General features: G+C 62.7%; 11 protein-coding genes. 5 read left to right on the forward strand and 6 right to left on the reverse strand.

The features are described 5' to 3' along the window. Positions 1-27: 27 nt before the first annotated feature. Positions 28-2,727 carry a cystathionine beta-lyase gene (metC, locus tag AACU78_RS22885; protein ID WP_106577949.1) on the forward strand — a complete coding sequence of 900 codons (2,700 nt, stop codon included), beginning with the start codon at positions 28-30 and terminating at the stop codon, positions 2,725-2,727. Positions 2,728-2,768: 41 nt separating this feature from the next. Here the strand turns inward: metC and AACU78_RS22890 are convergent, their stop codons facing one another. The 6 genes from AACU78_RS22890 to AACU78_RS22915 form a co-directional block, all read right to left on the reverse strand. Continuing rightward, positions 2,769-3,845: a nucleoside hydrolase gene (locus AACU78_RS22890; protein WP_106577950.1), complete on the reverse strand. Its 1,077-nt coding sequence runs from the start codon at positions 3,843-3,845 to the stop codon at positions 2,769-2,771. A 28-nt stretch (positions 3,846-3,873) separates the two neighbouring features. Beyond that, a complete protein-coding gene (locus tag AACU78_RS22895; protein WP_106577951.1) occupies positions 3,874-5,184 on the reverse strand; it encodes an MFS transporter in 1,311 nt (436 codons plus the stop codon). 296 nt (positions 5,185-5,480) lie between these two features. Beyond that, positions 5,481-6,113 (reverse strand): N-carbamoylsarcosine amidohydrolase, encoded by a 633-nt coding sequence (locus tag AACU78_RS22900; protein WP_106577952.1) that lies wholly within the window; start codon positions 6,111-6,113, stop codon positions 5,481-5,483. 292 nt (positions 6,114-6,405) lie between these two features. Continuing rightward, positions 6,406-7,158 (reverse strand): maleate cis-trans isomerase family protein, encoded by a 753-nt coding sequence (locus tag AACU78_RS22905; RefSeq protein WP_106577953.1) that lies wholly within the window; start codon positions 7,156-7,158, stop codon positions 6,406-6,408. A gap of 14 nt (positions 7,159-7,172) precedes the next feature. Continuing rightward, entirely contained in the window at positions 7,173-7,970 is a 798-nt protein-coding gene (locus AACU78_RS22910; protein ID WP_106577954.1) for an alpha/beta fold hydrolase, read from the reverse strand. Next, positions 7,967-9,100 (reverse strand): FAD-dependent monooxygenase, encoded by a 1,134-nt coding sequence (locus AACU78_RS22915; protein ID WP_106577955.1) that lies wholly within the window; start codon positions 9,098-9,100, stop codon positions 7,967-7,969. Before AACU78_RS22915 ends, AACU78_RS22910 begins: the two co-directional genes overlap by 4 nt. Positions 9,101-9,407: 307 nt before the next feature. On the opposite strand from AACU78_RS22915, the gene AACU78_RS22920 reads away from it, so the two are divergent. The 4 genes from AACU78_RS22920 to AACU78_RS22935 all read left to right on the forward strand — a co-directional run bounded on the left by AACU78_RS22920 (position 9,408) and on the right by AACU78_RS22935 (position 15,506). Further along, positions 9,408-10,460 carry a 2,5-dihydroxypyridine 5,6-dioxygenase gene (locus AACU78_RS22920; RefSeq protein ID WP_106577956.1) on the forward strand — a complete coding sequence of 351 codons (1,053 nt, stop codon included), beginning with the start codon at positions 9,408-9,410 and terminating at the stop codon, positions 10,458-10,460. 206 nt (positions 10,461-10,666) lie between these two features. Next, the gene (locus AACU78_RS22925) at positions 10,667-11,101 is read left to right on the forward strand and encodes a MarR family winged helix-turn-helix transcriptional regulator (RefSeq protein WP_106578155.1); all 435 of its coding nucleotides are present in this window, start codon (positions 10,667-10,669) and stop codon (positions 11,099-11,101) included. A gap of 389 nt (positions 11,102-11,490) precedes the next feature. Further along, complete coding sequence (locus tag AACU78_RS22930) at positions 11,491-11,982, forward strand: (2Fe-2S)-binding protein (protein WP_106577957.1); 492 nt, start codon at positions 11,491-11,493, stop codon at positions 11,980-11,982. Beyond that, positions 11,979-15,506, forward strand: a complete 3,528-nt coding sequence (locus tag AACU78_RS22935) for a molybdopterin cofactor-binding domain-containing protein (RefSeq protein WP_106577958.1) — start codon at positions 11,979-11,981, stop codon at positions 15,504-15,506. Before AACU78_RS22930 ends, AACU78_RS22935 begins: the two co-directional genes overlap by 4 nt. The last annotated feature ends 95 nt before the right edge of the window (positions 15,507-15,601 follow it).

Raw genomic sequence — 15,601 nt, forward strand, 5'->3', positions numbered from 1 at the left:
CTCTTTTCTTACTTTGTTGGGACTTCCATGAGCCAGACCATCACCCCTAGTCAACTGCAGCAATGGCTGTTCGACGGGCAGGAAATCGCCGTGTTCGACGTGCGCGAGCACGGGCAATACGGCGAAGCCCACCTGTTCCACGGGGTGAATTTGCCCTATAGCCGCCTGGAGCTGGAGGTCCGTCGCCTGGCGCCCAATCCTCAGGTGCGCCTGGTCATCTACGATCAGGACGGCGACGAGGTGGCGGCGCGCGCGGCGGCGCGTTTGCACGCGCTTGGCTACAGCCGCGTGCAGGTGCTGGAAGGCGGCGCCCAGGGGTGGCAAGCAGCGGGCTTGCAGCTGTTTGCCGGGGTGCACGTGCCGTCCAAAGCCTTTGGCGAATTGGTCGAAGAGGCCAGCCACACGCCCCACGTCACCGCCCAGCAATTGGCCGAATGGCAGGCGCGTGGCGAGCCGTTGGTGGTGCTTGATGGGCGGCCGTTCGAGGAGTACCGCAAGATGACCATTCCCGGTTCCATCTGCTGCCCGAATGGCGAGCTGGGGTATCGCGTGCATGATCTGGTGCCGGATGAGAGTACGCCGATTGTGGTCAACTGCGCCGGACGCACGCGCAGCATTATCGGCGCGCAGACGCTGATCAACCTCGGCTTGAAAAACCCGATCTATGCCCTGGAAAACGGCACCCAGGGCTGGTACCTGGAAGACTTCCAGCTGGAGCACGGCAGCACCCGGCGTTATGCCGAGCAGGTCAGCGGCGACTTGACCCGTCAGCGCCTGGCCGCGCGGCAGTTGGCCGAGCGGGCCGGCGTGGTGGATGTCTCGGCGGATCAGGTTCGAGGCTGGGCGGACGATGCGCAACGCAGCCTGTTCCTGTGCGACGTGCGCACCGCCCAAGAGTTTGCCGTCGGCAGCTTGCCGGGTTCCCAGCACACGCCGGGCGGGCAGTTGATCCAATCCACCGACCTGTACATCGGCGTGCGTCAGGCGCGCATTGTACTGGTGGACAGCGACGGCGTGCGTGCGCCGATTGTGGCCAGCTGGCTGCGCCAGCTGGGGCATGAGACCTATGTGTTGAGCGGCGGCATCCACAGCGGCCTGGCCTTGCCGGTGCTGCAGCCGGTGGCGTATGAGCCACTGCCGTTGATCAGTGTTCAGGCACTGGCGCTGGCATTGAACGACGTCAACCTGATCGACCTGCGCCCGAGCATGGTGTATCGCAAAGGGCATATTGCCGGCTCGCAGTGGTCGATTCGCTCGTTGCTCAAAACCGATCACCGGCCCTTGGTGCTGGTGGCGGATGATCCGGCGGTGGCGGCCTTTGCTGCCGAAGGCTTGTCGGCAAGGCTGCTGGACGGCGGCTTCGCGGCCTGGGCAGCGGCCGGTTTACCGGTCAATGAGGGCCCGCAAACTTTGCCCGACGCACAGTGCATCGATTTCCTGTTTTTCACCCATGACCGTCACAGCGGCAACAAGGATGCCGCGCGCCAGTACCTGGCCTGGGAAATCGGCCTGTTGGCGCAGATGAGCGATGCCGAGATCGCCAGCCTCAAACCGCTGACGCCCGCCTCGCGGGTGCGCACGCGCTTGATCCACGCCGCGCGCACTGAAAAAGGCCGCGGCGGCCGTGCCGTGAATGTACCGATCACGCGGTTGAGCACGGTGCTGTTCGATAACCTGGCGCAAATGCGCGACGCCCGTGCCCGGCGCGACAGCGAACGTGTGCTGAGCTACGGTGCGCGCGGCAATCCCACGGCCCATGCCCTGGAGGATCTGGTCACCGAGCTGGAAGGCGGCTATCGCACGCGGCTCTACGGCACTGGCCTGGCGGCAGCGGCTCAGGTGTTTTTGGCCTACCTGCGCCCCGGCGATCATGTCTTGATCACCGACGCCGTGTATTCGCCTGTGCGCAAACTGGCCCGCGAGTTTCTCCAGCCGTTTGGCATCGACGTCAGCTATTTCTCACCCGATGGCAAGGGATTGGAAGCGCAGCTGCAAGCCAACACCAAGCTGGTGTACGCCGAGGTGCCCGGTTCTTTGCTGTATGAATTGTGCGATTTGCCTGCGATTGCGGCGCTGTGTAAGCCGCGCAATATCCTCTTGGCCGTCGACAATACGTGGGGCTCGGGCTACCTGTACCGACCGCTGGCACTGGGCGCGGACATCTCGATCATGGCTCTGACCAAATACCTGGGCGGCCACAGCGACGTGATGATGGGCAGCGTCTGCACGACCGCTGCTGCCTGGCCGGCGTTGGGCAAAATGAGCGACACCTTTGGCAATGCGGTCAGCGCCGACGATGCCTACTTGATCCTGCGTGGCGCGCGCACCCTGGCTTCGCGCCTGGATGTGCACGAGCGCCAGGGCGTCGAAATTGCCCAGTGGTTGCAGGCGCAACCGCAGGTCAGGCGCGTGTTCCATCCGGCGTTGGCTGAGCATCCAGGGCATGCGTTGTGGCGTCGGGATTTCAGCGGCAGCAATGGTCTGCTGTCGTTCGAACTGGCGAATGCGCACGCGGCTTACCTTGAGCGCTTTATCGATGGCCTGCAGTTGTTCGGCCTGGGCGCGTCGTGGGGCGGCTATGAAAGCCTGGTCACCGTGGCAGACACGCGCGACCGTGAAAGCGCGACCGACCGGGCCTTGAACCCGGTGGTGCGCTTGCATATCGGCTTGGAAGACGTGGCGGCGCTGATCGAGGATCTGCAGCGCGGCTTTGCCCTGGCAGGCTGAGTGAAGATCGCTCCCACGCAAGGTGGGAGCGATGCCTTTTATCAGTGCTTGACCGGCGTCGGCAGCGTCACCAGGCCGACGTAGCCGTCCCAGAACTTTTGCTGATCGACGCCAAATACCACCTTGGCTTTCTGCGTGCCAACCGGTGCACCTTTCCGGTAGCCCAGCGCACGGCCGTAGTCGGCGCCGAACGTTGCGTCCACATCCACCCACAAATCGCGGGACTCGGTGACGATGTCCGGGCTGACCAGGAACAGCGCCGGCAAGCTGTCCCAGGTGAAGCTGTGGTAGCTGGGGTCTTTGTCGAACAGCGGGCCGAACTCGTGCTTGTACAGGTCGGCAATCGCGCCTTTTTGCGCAACCACGCGCTGGTACACCGACTTGTCGAAGGTGACTTTCTCGCACACGTCATTCGGGAAAATCACGTGCTCAATGGGTGAGCGCAGGACGATCTTCGCCGCCTCCGGGTCGAACCACCAGTTGAATTCCGCCGCCGGTGTGGTGTTGCCCGGGATCTGGAACGCACCGCCCATGTACACGATGCGCTTGATCAGCGGCACGATGTCCGGCGCCGAGCGAATCGCCAGGGCGATATTGGTCAAGGGGCCGACGGCGAGGATCGTCACTTGATGGGGATTGGCGCGCACGCTTTGCACAATGAACTGCGCGGCGGTCTCGCTGCGCAGTTGGGTGTGCGTCGCCAGGCCATCCGGTGGCGCGAGCAACTGCGAGGGCGAGGCAGGGCGCGGGTTTTTGAACGCGCCCGGCCAACCCGCGCCAAACAGCGCTTTCTCTGCCTCGTAAGTGGCGTAGTCATGCAGCAGCGGGTAGGCGGCGCCAGAGTAGACGCCGACCTCTTTTTCCACGCCCATGCGTTCCACGGCCTTGAGGGCATCGACCTGTTCCTGGTCGACCCAGGCGTTGCCGCTGACCAGGGTCATGCCCAGCAGCTCGATGCGTTTTTGCGCCTGCAGCTGGGCGAGCATGATAAAGGCCTGGCCGTCATCGTTGAGCACGTTGAAGTCGGTGTCGAAGATGACTTTTTCCGCCGCATGCGCGGTGCCGGCACACAGACCGACCGCAACAAGCAGTGCACAGCTTTTAAACAAACCTTGCATGGTGATTCATCCGCAGAAATTGTTGTTGTTAACGGTTCACCAGTTTCGCCGGCAGGGCGATGACCAGGAAGCTGCTGAGGATCAGGCAGCCGGCGAAAAACCACAAGGCGCCCGCGCTGCTGCCGGTGACGTCGATGGCCACGCCCATCAGCGAGTTGCTCACCAGGCCGGCGATGTTCGCCACCGAGCAGGCGAGGGCAAAGCCGGTGGCTGCTGCGGTGCCTTTGAGAAAGGTTGCCGGCAGGCTGAAAAACACCGGCACGGCGCCGATGATCGCGGCCGAGGCGATGGCGAACAGCACCACCGTGGCCACCACGTTATGGGTAAAGAATGTGCTGGTGGCCATGGCGGCCGCACCGACCAGGAACGGCACAATAATGTGCCAGCGGCGTTCGCGATGTTTGTCGGAGCTGGCGCCGATCAACAGCATGCCGAGCAAGGCCGCCACGCTGGGTAATGCAGTCAGCATGCCGATGTGGAACGTGTCGGTAATCCCGGCGTTGCGGATGAACGTCGGCATCCAGAACCCCATGGCGTAGGCGCTGAGCAGGATCGAGAAGTCGATACCGCCGAGCATCCACACTTTGAGGTTGAAGAAGCCGTCGCGGAAGCTGTGCTTGCTGCCGGTGGCATCGGCTTCGTCCTTGCGCAGCTCACTTTCGAGCAGGGCCTTTTCGTCGTCCGACAGCCATTTGGCTTGCTGGAAAGTATTGGGCAGCGCCCAGAAAGTCAGCACGCCGAGCAAAACGCTGGGCACCGCTTCGATCAGGAACAGCCATTGCCAGCCGCGCAGGCCACCCAGGTTGTCGAAGTGGCTCATGACCCAGCCGGACAACGGACCGCCGATCACGCTGGACAGCGGCAGCCCGATCATGAACAGCGCGATGATGCGTCCGCGCCGATGCGTCGGGAACCAGGTGGTCAAGTAATACAACACACCCGGCAAAAACCCGGCTTCGGCGGCGCCGAGCAGAAAGCGCAGGATGTAGAACTGCGTGGTAGAGGTGACCAGCATGGTGCAGGCCGAGAGCAGGCCCCAAGTGATCATGATGCGCGCGATCCAGATTTTCGCGCCGACCCGTTCCAGCACCAGGTTGCTGGGCACTTCAAAGATGATGTAGCCGACAAAAAACAAGCCGGCGCCAAGGCCGAACGCGGTTTCGCTGAAGTGCAGCTGGTCGAGCATCTGCAGTTTGGCGAAGCCGATGTTGATGCGGTCCAGGTAAGCGGCCAGGTAGCAGAAACACAGAAACGGAATCAGCTTCCAGGTGATCTTGTGGTAGAGCGTGGTGACGGGGTCGGCGACGGTGGTCGCGGGCGCTGCATTCGCAATGGGCATTGGGGTGTCTCCTGGCGGTGACTTATGGTTTTTATACAGCCGCTTTTGTTCCAGCACTTCGGAGTGCTGTAAAAGCGACTTCCAAAGGCAGTGTCAGAAGACTGAGATTTCCCTGTTAGAGGAGATCAAGTGTGGGAGCGGGCTTGCTCGCGAAAGCGGTGGATCAGTCAGTGCATTTTTGCCTGACAGGCCGCCTTCGCGAGCAAGCCCGCTCCCACATTCGATTGCATTCCAAAGTGGGAGACGCTCAGTTTTTTTTCCGGACCACGCTCTTTGTCGTGGTTCCTGGTGAATCGTTATTGCTCCCTGAACTTGCTCATCGCCTCCTGCTTGCTCACCACGTCGCCATACTTGCTGTCGATGTCGAACAGATTGGCTTCGTGGGGCGCCGGGTGTCGGTCGCCGACGCATTCGCGCACGACGATGGTGCGAAACCCGTGTTGCACCGCATCCACCGCCGTGGCGCGAATGCAGCCGCTGGTGGAGCAGCCGGCGAGTACCACGGTGTCGATGCCTTGAGCGTGCAGCATCGGGGCCAGGCTGCTGCCGAAAAACGCGCTGGCGTACTGCTTGGTGATCACCACTTCATCGTCCTGGGGCAGCACCTCGGCGCAGAACGCCGCCAGTGGGTTGCCCTCGACCATGTCTTTCATCACCGGGGCTTTCTTGACCCAGATGCCGCCATCGGCGAAATGGCCGCGATGGTAGCGGATATTGGTGTGCACCACCGCAATCCCATGCTGGCGCGCAGTGGCCAGCAACTCGACGCTTTCGGCCACCGCCGTGACCACGCCCGGTGCGAACAATGGCGCGCCTTCGGTGGTGTAGCCCTGCATGAAGTCGATCATCAGCAGCGCGGCCTTTTTGCCGAAGCCGATGCGATTGCCCCAGACGCCTTGGTAGTTGGCGTCGGCAGATTGTTCGCTCATTGGTTTTTCACCTCATTCTCTGCGTCGTGGCGCGCGGGTTGACTGTGGCTAGCGGGTTTACTGTGCCAAGCGGGTTTACTGTGGCGAGCGGGCTTGTCGTGGCGAGCGGGCTTGCCCCGCGTTGGGCTGCGAAGCGGCCCCAAAACCTGCCATGCGGTTTGCCTGACGAAACCCATTGCCTGGACGAGGGGCCGCTTCGCAGCCCAACGCGGGGCAAGCCCGCTCGCCACGACAAGCGCGCTAGCCACGACAGGCCCGCTTGGCACAGCAAGCCCGCCAGCCACGAGCATGTTCAGTACGCGCCGGAGAGCAGGGCGCCGGCACCGGGCACGATCGGCTCCAAATCTAGGGCCTTGAGCATCGCGTAAGTAGTGGCGATGGCGGCAGTGAGTACCGGCTTGCCGGTTTGCGCCTCGACCTTGGCGACCACTGGCAACGACTGCATCTGCACGCAGGCCGAGAGCACGATCACATCGACGCCTTCCAGGTTCATGTCCGCGACGATGGCCGGCAGGTTGGCCGGGTCGTGGCGCGCAACCTGGAGGTTGTCGGGGATTTCCAGCGCCCGCCAGTCCACCACTTCAAAGCCTTCTTCGCGGATGTAATTCACCACCAGTTCGGTCAGCGGCTTCATGTACGGCGCGACGATGGCGATGCGTTTGGCCCCCATGACGTTGAGGCCTTCGATCAGTGCGCCGGCGCTGGTGATCACCGGGGCATTGGCGTCGTTATCGGCAGTGGCCTGGCGCAGGCGCTGCTCGGATTTGCGGTGATAACCCAAGCCCATGGCCATGATCGCCACCAGGCAGGCGTACCCCAGCACATCCACTTTGGCGTCGGACAGCTCAATGGCGCAGCGGTCGGACTCGCCGTCCATTGCCGCCAGTTCTTCCTTGCGCACCTGCTTCATGCGCATGCGGCTGGAGTGGAAAGTAAAACGCTCCGGGCGGATGGCCTGGCGCGCGTTGAGCATCGCCGGGATCTCGGTTTCCATGGTGGTGTTGGAACTCGGCACGATCTGGCCGATGCGGTAAAGCTTCTGCATGGTGGTCTCCGTTCTTAGTGGGTGAGGAAGTCGCCGAGAGCGTCGAAGAAGCCCTCGAGGTCATCCCACGGAATCATGTGCCCGGCGTTGGGCACGCGCACGACCTGGATGGCCGGTTGCAGGTCCTGGATTTCGGCGATGTCTTCATCGAGGATCACGCCGCCGCGCCCGGCTACCATCAACAGGGCAGGGGCCTTGAGGTGAGGCAGGTCCTGATGAAAGTCCACCGTATGAAAGTCATTGAAGGCGCGCACGATGGCGGGCTCAAAGCAGGTGTGCAGCCATTCGGCGCGCAGTTGCAGTTGCTCGGGTGTCCAGGTGGCGCAGAAGGCGCGCATGGCCTGTGCATCCATCCCAACCAGGGATTGGCGGATCGAATCGACGTACCACGGCAATTTGCTCGGGTATTCACGACGACCGGGGCCGGACACTGGCGGGTCGATCAGCACCACACGGTTTACGCCTTGCGGATGCTTGACCGCACTGCGCACGGCAAAGCGCGCGCCCATGGAGTGGCCGACCAGGTGGTAACGGTCCAGCTTCAGTGCATCGGCGAATGCGCCGATGTCATCGCTGCAGGTCTCGGCGCTGTAATCCAGCTCGGCTCCGGTGGACGACAAGCCGCGCCCGCGTACATCCAGCACGTACGTGTCGAAGTGCGCGCCGAGGCGTTCGGCCACAAACCCCCAGGTAATCGCGGGGCTGGTGATGCCCGGAATCAAAATCAGCGCCGGGCCGTTGCCGCCGTAGCGCAGGTAGTGCTGGCGAATGCCGTTGGACTGGACATTGCCGCCATAGAGAAAGGTGCTCACGCGGCCACCCCCGATTTCAGTGGCTGCGCGTACAGGTCATAGCCGTACACCCAATCCGGGTCTTCCTGGGTGCGCAGCCACGTGTTGGCGTTGGACACCGCCTGCACGCGGGAGGCGCGTTCCTTGCGGTTGGCTTCGTAGAGCTGGAACGCGGTGCGGTAATCGCTGATGCCGGTTTCCTGCAGACAGCGGGTGAGCATGGCGGCGTCTTCGATGGCCATGCCGGCGCCCTGGGCCATGTGCGGTTTCATCGGGTGGCAGGCGTCACCGAGCAGCACCAGGCGACCTCGGCTCCACAGTGGCAGCGGGTTGCGATTGCGCAGCGGCCATTTGGTCACGCTTTCGGTGGACTCGATCAGGGCCTGCACGGTGGGGTGGTAGCCCTGGAACGCCTCGAACATCTCTTCGCGGCTGCTGTCGACGAACGCGCCCTGGAAGTCCCATTCGGCATGCGGCACGCCAGTCACGTAGTAGTACTCGTCGCGTTTGCCGGTGGTGTAATACACCATCATGTGGCGGTCTTCGGTCCACCATTTGATGCAGTCTTCGAACGTGAGGTCGTACTTGGCCAACTGCTCGCCACGGATCAATGCGCGGTGCGCGACCCAGCCGCTGTACAGCGGTTTTTCCACGCCGAGCAGTTCTTCACGAATTTTCGAGTTGATGCCGTCGGCGCCGATCACGATGTCGGCATAAGTCACTTCGCCATCGGCGAAAGTCAGGCGCACCTGGGTGTCGGTTTCTTCGAGGGTTTCCAGGCGCTTGTTGAAGTGCAGGGTGCCGGGCTTGAGGGTGGACATCTGCAGCGCATGCAGGTCGCCGCGGTGCACGGTGACATACGAGGCGCCGTAGCCGGTGAGCGGGATGCGCGAGAGGTAGTCGCCGGTTTCGCCGCAACGGCTGAACCAATGCTCGGGGTGCGAGCCCATCAGGTCCAGCTGCTGTTCGATGCCCATGCGGCGGAAGATTTTCATGATGTTGGGGCCCATGTGGATCCCCGCGCCCAACCGGGAAAACTCCGGCGCTTGTTCGTAGATATCTACGTCAAAACCGGCTTGCTGCAACAGGGTGGCGGCGGCGGCACCGCCCAGGCCGGCACCGACGATGGCGATTTTTTGAGTGCTTCCCATGGGGCGTAATCCTCTTTCTTTGTGATTGTCGGCAGCGTCTGTCTGCAAGGTTTTTAAAGTGTATACGCTCATTTTTTGAAATGGGAAGCCCACTTTCGCAAATTTATTTTTTGGCCCTATTTATCCTGTGTAACGCGTTGCAGTCAGTAATTGCTAGGTGTGTGTCGATTGGTAACGAATTGGCGCGCCGCTTGCAGTCCGCCTGCAATTCAGGTCTTATCGTTATTAATTGGCGTATACGCTATAAAAGTGCACTAGAGTGAAGCGCAGTGCTTGAACTTGGTGCAGCCCCACAGGAGACAGGAAAATGCCGGTAAGCGATTGCGAACTGACCCAGATGTTTGAACACGTGCTGAAGCTGTCGAAGGTCGACCCGACCCAGAGCGTTGCCGTGCTCAAGAGCCATTACTCCGACGCACGCACCGTGCGCGCGGCAATGGACGCGGCGCAGCGCCTGGGGGCCAAGGTGTATGCGGTGGAGCTGCCGTCGTTCAATCACCCGCGTGCGATGGGCAATGACATGACCGCCTACTGCGGCGACACCGCGCTCACCGGCAACATTGCCGCCCAGCGTGCGCTGGAAGCCGCCGACCTGGTGGTTGACACGATGATGCTGCTGCATTCGCCGGAACAGGAGCAGATCCTCAAGACCGGCACGCGCATCCTGCTGGCCGTGGAGCCGCCGGAAGTGCTGGCGCGCATGCTGCCCACCGAAGAAGACAAGGTGCGTGTGCTGGCGGCCGAGCGATTGCTGAAAAAGGCGCGTTCGATTCAGGTCAAATCCCGCGCCGGCAGTGATTTTCGCGCCGCCTTGGGGCAGTACCCGTCGGTGACCGAATACGGTTTTGCCGATGAGCCTGGGCGCTGGGACCACTGGCCCAGCGGCTTCCTGTTCTCCTGGCCCAACGAGGAAACCGCCGAGGGCGTGCTGGTGCTGGACGTCGGCGACATCCTCCTGCCATTCAAGACCTACACCCGCGAGAAGATCACGCTGGAAATCGAGAAGGGCTTTATCACCAGGATCCACGGTGGTTTCGAGGCCGAGTACCTGCGTGATTACATGAAGTACTTCAACGATCCGGAGGTGTACGGCATCTCTCATATCGGCTGGGGCTTGCAGCCAAAAGCGCAGTGGACCGCCATGGGTTTGCATGACAAGAACGACGGCATGTGCATGGACGCGCGGGCGTTCTATGGCAATTTCCTGTTCTCCACCGGGCCGAATACCGAAGTGGGCGGCACGCGCAAGACGCCGTGCCACATGGACATCCCGCTGCGTCATTGCGATGTGTACCTGGATGACGAGGCGGTGGTTATCGCCGGTGACGTAGTCGCCCCGGCAGCCTCTCTGGCCCGCTGAAGATCCCAATGTGGGAGCGGGCTTGTCTGGGAGCGGGCTTGCTCGCGAATGCGGTGTGCCAGTCAATACATCTTTAACTGCTACGCCGCCTTCGCGAGCAAGCCCGCTCCCACCGTTCTAACCGTGTTTCCTCGATGAGAAACTTGAGTCGATCCGGTAAGCCAGCCATCATGCTTCCCCATCGCCAATCACCCACCGAGCCCGCCGTGCCTGATTCCTACGTTTTCTCTGAACAAGTTGGCCACCTGCTGCGCAAGGCCTACCAGCGCCACCTGGCGATTTTTCAGCAGAATGTCGGCGACTCCCAGCTCACCGCCGTGCAGTTCGTTACCCTGTGTGCCCTGCGCGATCACGGAGCAAGTTCTCTCACCGAACTGGTCAAGGCCACGGCCGTTGACCAGGCGACCATTCGCGGCATTGTCGAGCGGCTCAAGGCCAAGGAACTGATCACGCTGGAGCCGGACCCGCAAGACAAGCGCAAGGTGGTGGTGGATTTGTCTGCCGCAGGCGCCGACCTGGTCGCGCAAACGGCGCCGCGCGCCGCGCAGATCAGCGAACTGACCCTGAGCAACCTCAACCCGGCCGAGCGCGTGGCGGTGTTGTTCCTGCTGCGCAAGATGATCGACGACCCGCAGCAATAGTGGGCGCCCCGTAGCCGGCCGGCTTGTTAAAACCAGCGGCTTGATGTGGCGACCAGGCTTGATATGGCGAGCAGGCTTGTAGTGGCGAGCGGGCTTGCCCCGCGTTGGGCTGCAAGCAGCCCCAAACCCTGCCATGAGGTTCACCTGAATAAACCCATTGCCTGAGCGAGGGGCCGCTTCGCGCCCCAACGCGGGGCAAGCCCGCTCGCTACAACCATCACAAACCTGCGTACGTCAGAGTAAGCCCAACCCCTTGGCATCGTTTTTGCTCGGTATTGATGTAGTAGCCACTTCACGATTCAAGTGTGTCGCGAGACCCCAGGTCCGCGATGCTTTTTTTTGACTGTTTCGTGTAGTAGCCACTTCACCAACTGACACAGGCGAAGCGAATGATCAGTCCCTCCATCACGGTTGCACTAGAGGTCAATGGCCGCACCCGCGAAGTCAGCGCCATGGCGGACACGCCGCTGTTGCTGGTGCTGCGCAATGACCTGGCACTCAACGGCCCCAAGTACGGCTGCGGCCTGGGCGAGTGCGGCGCGTGCACGGTGATCATCGACGGTGTCGCGGCACGCTCATGTGTGTTCCCGCTGGCGGGCGCGGCAGGGCGTGAAATCGTCACCCTCGAAGGCCTCGGCACACGCCAGGCGCCGCACCCGGTGCAGCAGGCGTTTATCGACGAGCAGGCCGCGCAATGCGGCTACTGCCTCAACGGCATGATCATGACGGCCAAAGCCTTGCTCGACCGTAATCCCAACCCCAGCGAAGCCCAGATCCGCAACGAACTCTCGGGCAACCTCTGCCGCTGCGGCACTCATATCGAAATCCTGCGCGCCGTATTGCGTGCTGCTCACCTCTTGACCGTGGATGGCCGACCATGACCGATATCCCACTTTCCCGTGACCAGTGGCTGGCCAAGACGGGCGTCTTGTTGATCGTCGACGATGTGCTGCCGCCCTCCGGCCCGGTGGCCAAGGGCGGCACGCCGACTGTGAAACCCAAAGAGCTGGGGCTGTTTATCGCGGTCAACGATGACGGCCTGGTCTATGCGTTCAACGGCCATGTGGACCTGGGCACCGGCATTCGCACCTCGCTGGCGCAGATCGTCGCCGAAGAACTGGACCTGACGATGGACCAGGTAACCATGGTGCTGGGCGACACCGAGCGCGCGCCGAACCAGGGCGCGACGATTGCCAGCGCGACCTTGCAGATTTCGGCGATCCCGCTGCGCAACGCGGCTGCCGAAGCACGACGTTTTTTGCTGGCGCGGGCGGCGGGGCGCTGGGGCGTGAGCACCGCCAGCCTCAAGGTCGAAGCGGGCGTTATTCAGGCGGCAGACGGGCGCGCCACCCCTTACGGTGAGTTGGTCAGCGGCCAGCATGACCAGTTGCGTATCAGCGGCGACGCCCCCTTGAAAGCCATCGAGGATTACCGCCTGGTGGGCAAGGGCGCCGCGCGCGTGGATATTCCCGGCAAGGCCACGGGCGAGCTGACCTACGTGCACGACATGCGCGTGCCGGGCATGCTGCACGGCCGCGTCGTGCGCCCGCCGTATGCCGGTCTGGACTGCGGGGATTTTGTCGGCAATAGCCTGCTGCGTGTGGATGAAGCGTCCATCGCGCATATTCCCGGCATTGTTGCCGTGGTGGTGATCCGCGATTTTGTGGGCGTGGTCGCGTTGCGCGAAGAACAGGCGATCAAGGCCGCCCATGAGTTGCAGGTGCAGTGGAAGCCCTGGAATAACGCCCTGCCGGACATGAGCGATGTCGAGCAGGCGATCCGTGACAACCCGCGCGTACGCCGCACGGTGCTCGATCAGGGCGATGTCGATGCAGCCCTGGCGGGCGCCAGCCAACGGATGCCGCGCAGCTACCTGTGGCCCTATCAAATGCACGGCTCAATCGGCCCGTCCTGCGCCGTGGCCGACTATCAGGCCGCGGGCAGTCGCGTGTGGTCGGGCAGCCAGAACCCGCATCTGCTGCGCGCCGACCTGGCCTGGTTGCTGGACTGTGATGAAGCGCTGATCGACGTGATTCGCATGGAAGCCGCCGGGTGCTATGGGCGCAATTGCGCCGATGACGTCTGCGCCGATGCGTTGCTGTTGTCGCGCGCGGTGGGCAAGCCGGTGCGCGTGCAACTGACCCGCGAACAGGAACACCTGTGGGAGCCCAAGGGCACGGCGCAGTTGATGGACGTGGACGGCGGCCTCAACGCCGACGGCAGCATTGCCGCGTACGATTTTGAAACCAGCTACCCCTCCAATGGCGCGCCGACCCTGGCGCTGTTGCTGACCGGCCGCGTTGAGCCCGTGGCGGCGATGTTCGAAATGGGCGACCGCACCTCGATCCCGCCGTATGACATCGACAACATGCGGGTGACTATCAACGACATGGCGCCCATCGTACGCGCCTCGTGGATGCGCGGTGTGTCGGCGTTGCCCAATACCTTTGCCCACGAATCGTATATCGACGAGCTGGCATTTGCCGCCGGCGTCGATCCGGTGGAGTACCGCCTGCGCTACCTCAAGGACGAGCGCGCCATCGACCTGGTCAAATCCACCGCCGAACGCGCCAACTGGTCACCGCGCACTGCGCCCATGCAAACCGCCAGTGAAGACCATTTGTTGCGCGGCCGTGGCTTTGCTTACGCGCGCTACATCCACAGTAAATTCCCCGGTTTTGGCGCGGCGTGGGCCGCCTGGGTGGCGGATGTGGCCATCAACAAACACACCGGCGACGTCTCGGTGACGCGGGTGGTGATCGGCCATGACTCGGGGATGATGATCAACCCGGCGGGTGTGCAGCATCAGATCCACGGCAATGTGATCCAGTCCACCAGCCGCGTATTGAAGGAGCGGGTGACCTTTGAGGAATCGACGGTGGCCAGCAAGGAGTGGGGCGGTTACCCGATCCTGACCTTCCCTGAAGTGCCGCAGATTGACGTGCTGATGATGCCGCGCCAGGACCAGCCGCCGATGGGCGCCGGTGAGTCGGCCTCGGTGCCCAGCGCGGCGGCGATTGCCAATGCGATCTATGACGCCACCGGCATTCGTTTTCGTGAGTTGCCGATTACGCCCGAGCGGGTGTTGGCAGCGCTGAATGCCGGTACCCTCGGCGAGCCTGCCACGTCGCCACAGAAACGCAAAAAATGGTGGTTTGGCGCGCTGTTTGCGACGCTGGGCGCGGTGATGGCCACGGCCTGGCCGTTTCACAGCGCGATCGCACCGATTGCCCCGCCCAGCGCCGGCACCTGGTCCAAGGCCACCCTGGAGCGCGGGCGTTTGCTGGCGGCGGTGGGCGATTGCGCGGTGTGCCATACGGCACCGGGCGGCGCGACCAATGCCGGTGGGTTGGCGATGGAAACGCCGTTCGGCACCCTGTACAGCAGCAATATCACCCCGGATGTGCAGACCGGCATCGGCGCCTGGTCGTACCCGGCGTTCGAGCGGGCGATGCGCGACGGGATTGGCCGTGACGGGCGCAATTTGTACCCGGCGTTTCCCTATACGGCGTTTCGCAATATCAATGAGGCGGACATGCAGGCGCTGTATGCCTACCTGATGTCGCAAGCGCCAGTGAGCCAGGCGCCGACGCCGAATGCCATGCGCTTCCCGTTCAATATCCGGCCGTTGATGGCGGGGTGGAATGCATTGAACCTGAGGCGCGGTGAAATCACGCTGCAACCGGAGCGCGGCGAGCAGTGGAATCGCGGCAATTATCTGGTCAATGGTTTGGGGCACTGTGCCGCGTGCCATTCGCCACGCAACCTGATGGGGGCGCAGAAGGGCGGTAAATCCTTCCTGGCCGGAGGCATGGTTGATGGGTGGGAAGCGCCGGCGTTGATGGGTTTGTCCAAGGCGCCAACGCCATGGACTGAGGACCAGTTATTCACCTATTTGAGCACCGGCTATTCCGATGCCCATGGCGTGGCGGCGGGGCCGATGGGGCCGGTGGTGACTGAGTTGGCGAAGTTGCCCAAGACCGATATTCGCGCGATGGCGGTGTACCTGGCGTCGCTCAATGGCGAGGCGGCGGTTGAGGCGCAAACCGTGGCGGCGGCGACGGTGCCCAATCCCAATGGTCGGCGAGTATTTGAAGGGTCGTGCAAGGCCTGCCACGCCGAGGGTCGGGGGCCAAAGCTGTTTGGCGTCAGCCCGTCATTGGCGACCAACACCAATGTGCACAGTGATCAGCCGGACAATTTGATCAAGGTGATTTTACAAGGCATCAGCAACCCGGCGACCAAGGACCTGGGGTATATGCCGGGGTTCAAAGACAGTTTGTCGAACACTCAGGTTGCCGACTTGGTCGCGTACCTGCGCGGGCAATTTGCGCCGAATGCGGCGCAGTGGAAGGGGGTGGAGCAGAAGGTCGCACACCTGCGGGCCAACCCGGGCACTCACTGATATTCCACAACCGGTAAAGATCAAATGTGGGAGCTGGCTTGCCTGCGACAGCGGTGTGTCTGCACCGAAAATACTACCTGACACATCGCCATCGC

The organism is Pseudomonas sp. R9.37 (assembly GCF_963878885.1).
In the GTDB taxonomy this organism is placed as follows: Bacteria; Pseudomonadota; Gammaproteobacteria; order Pseudomonadales; family Pseudomonadaceae; genus Aquipseudomonas.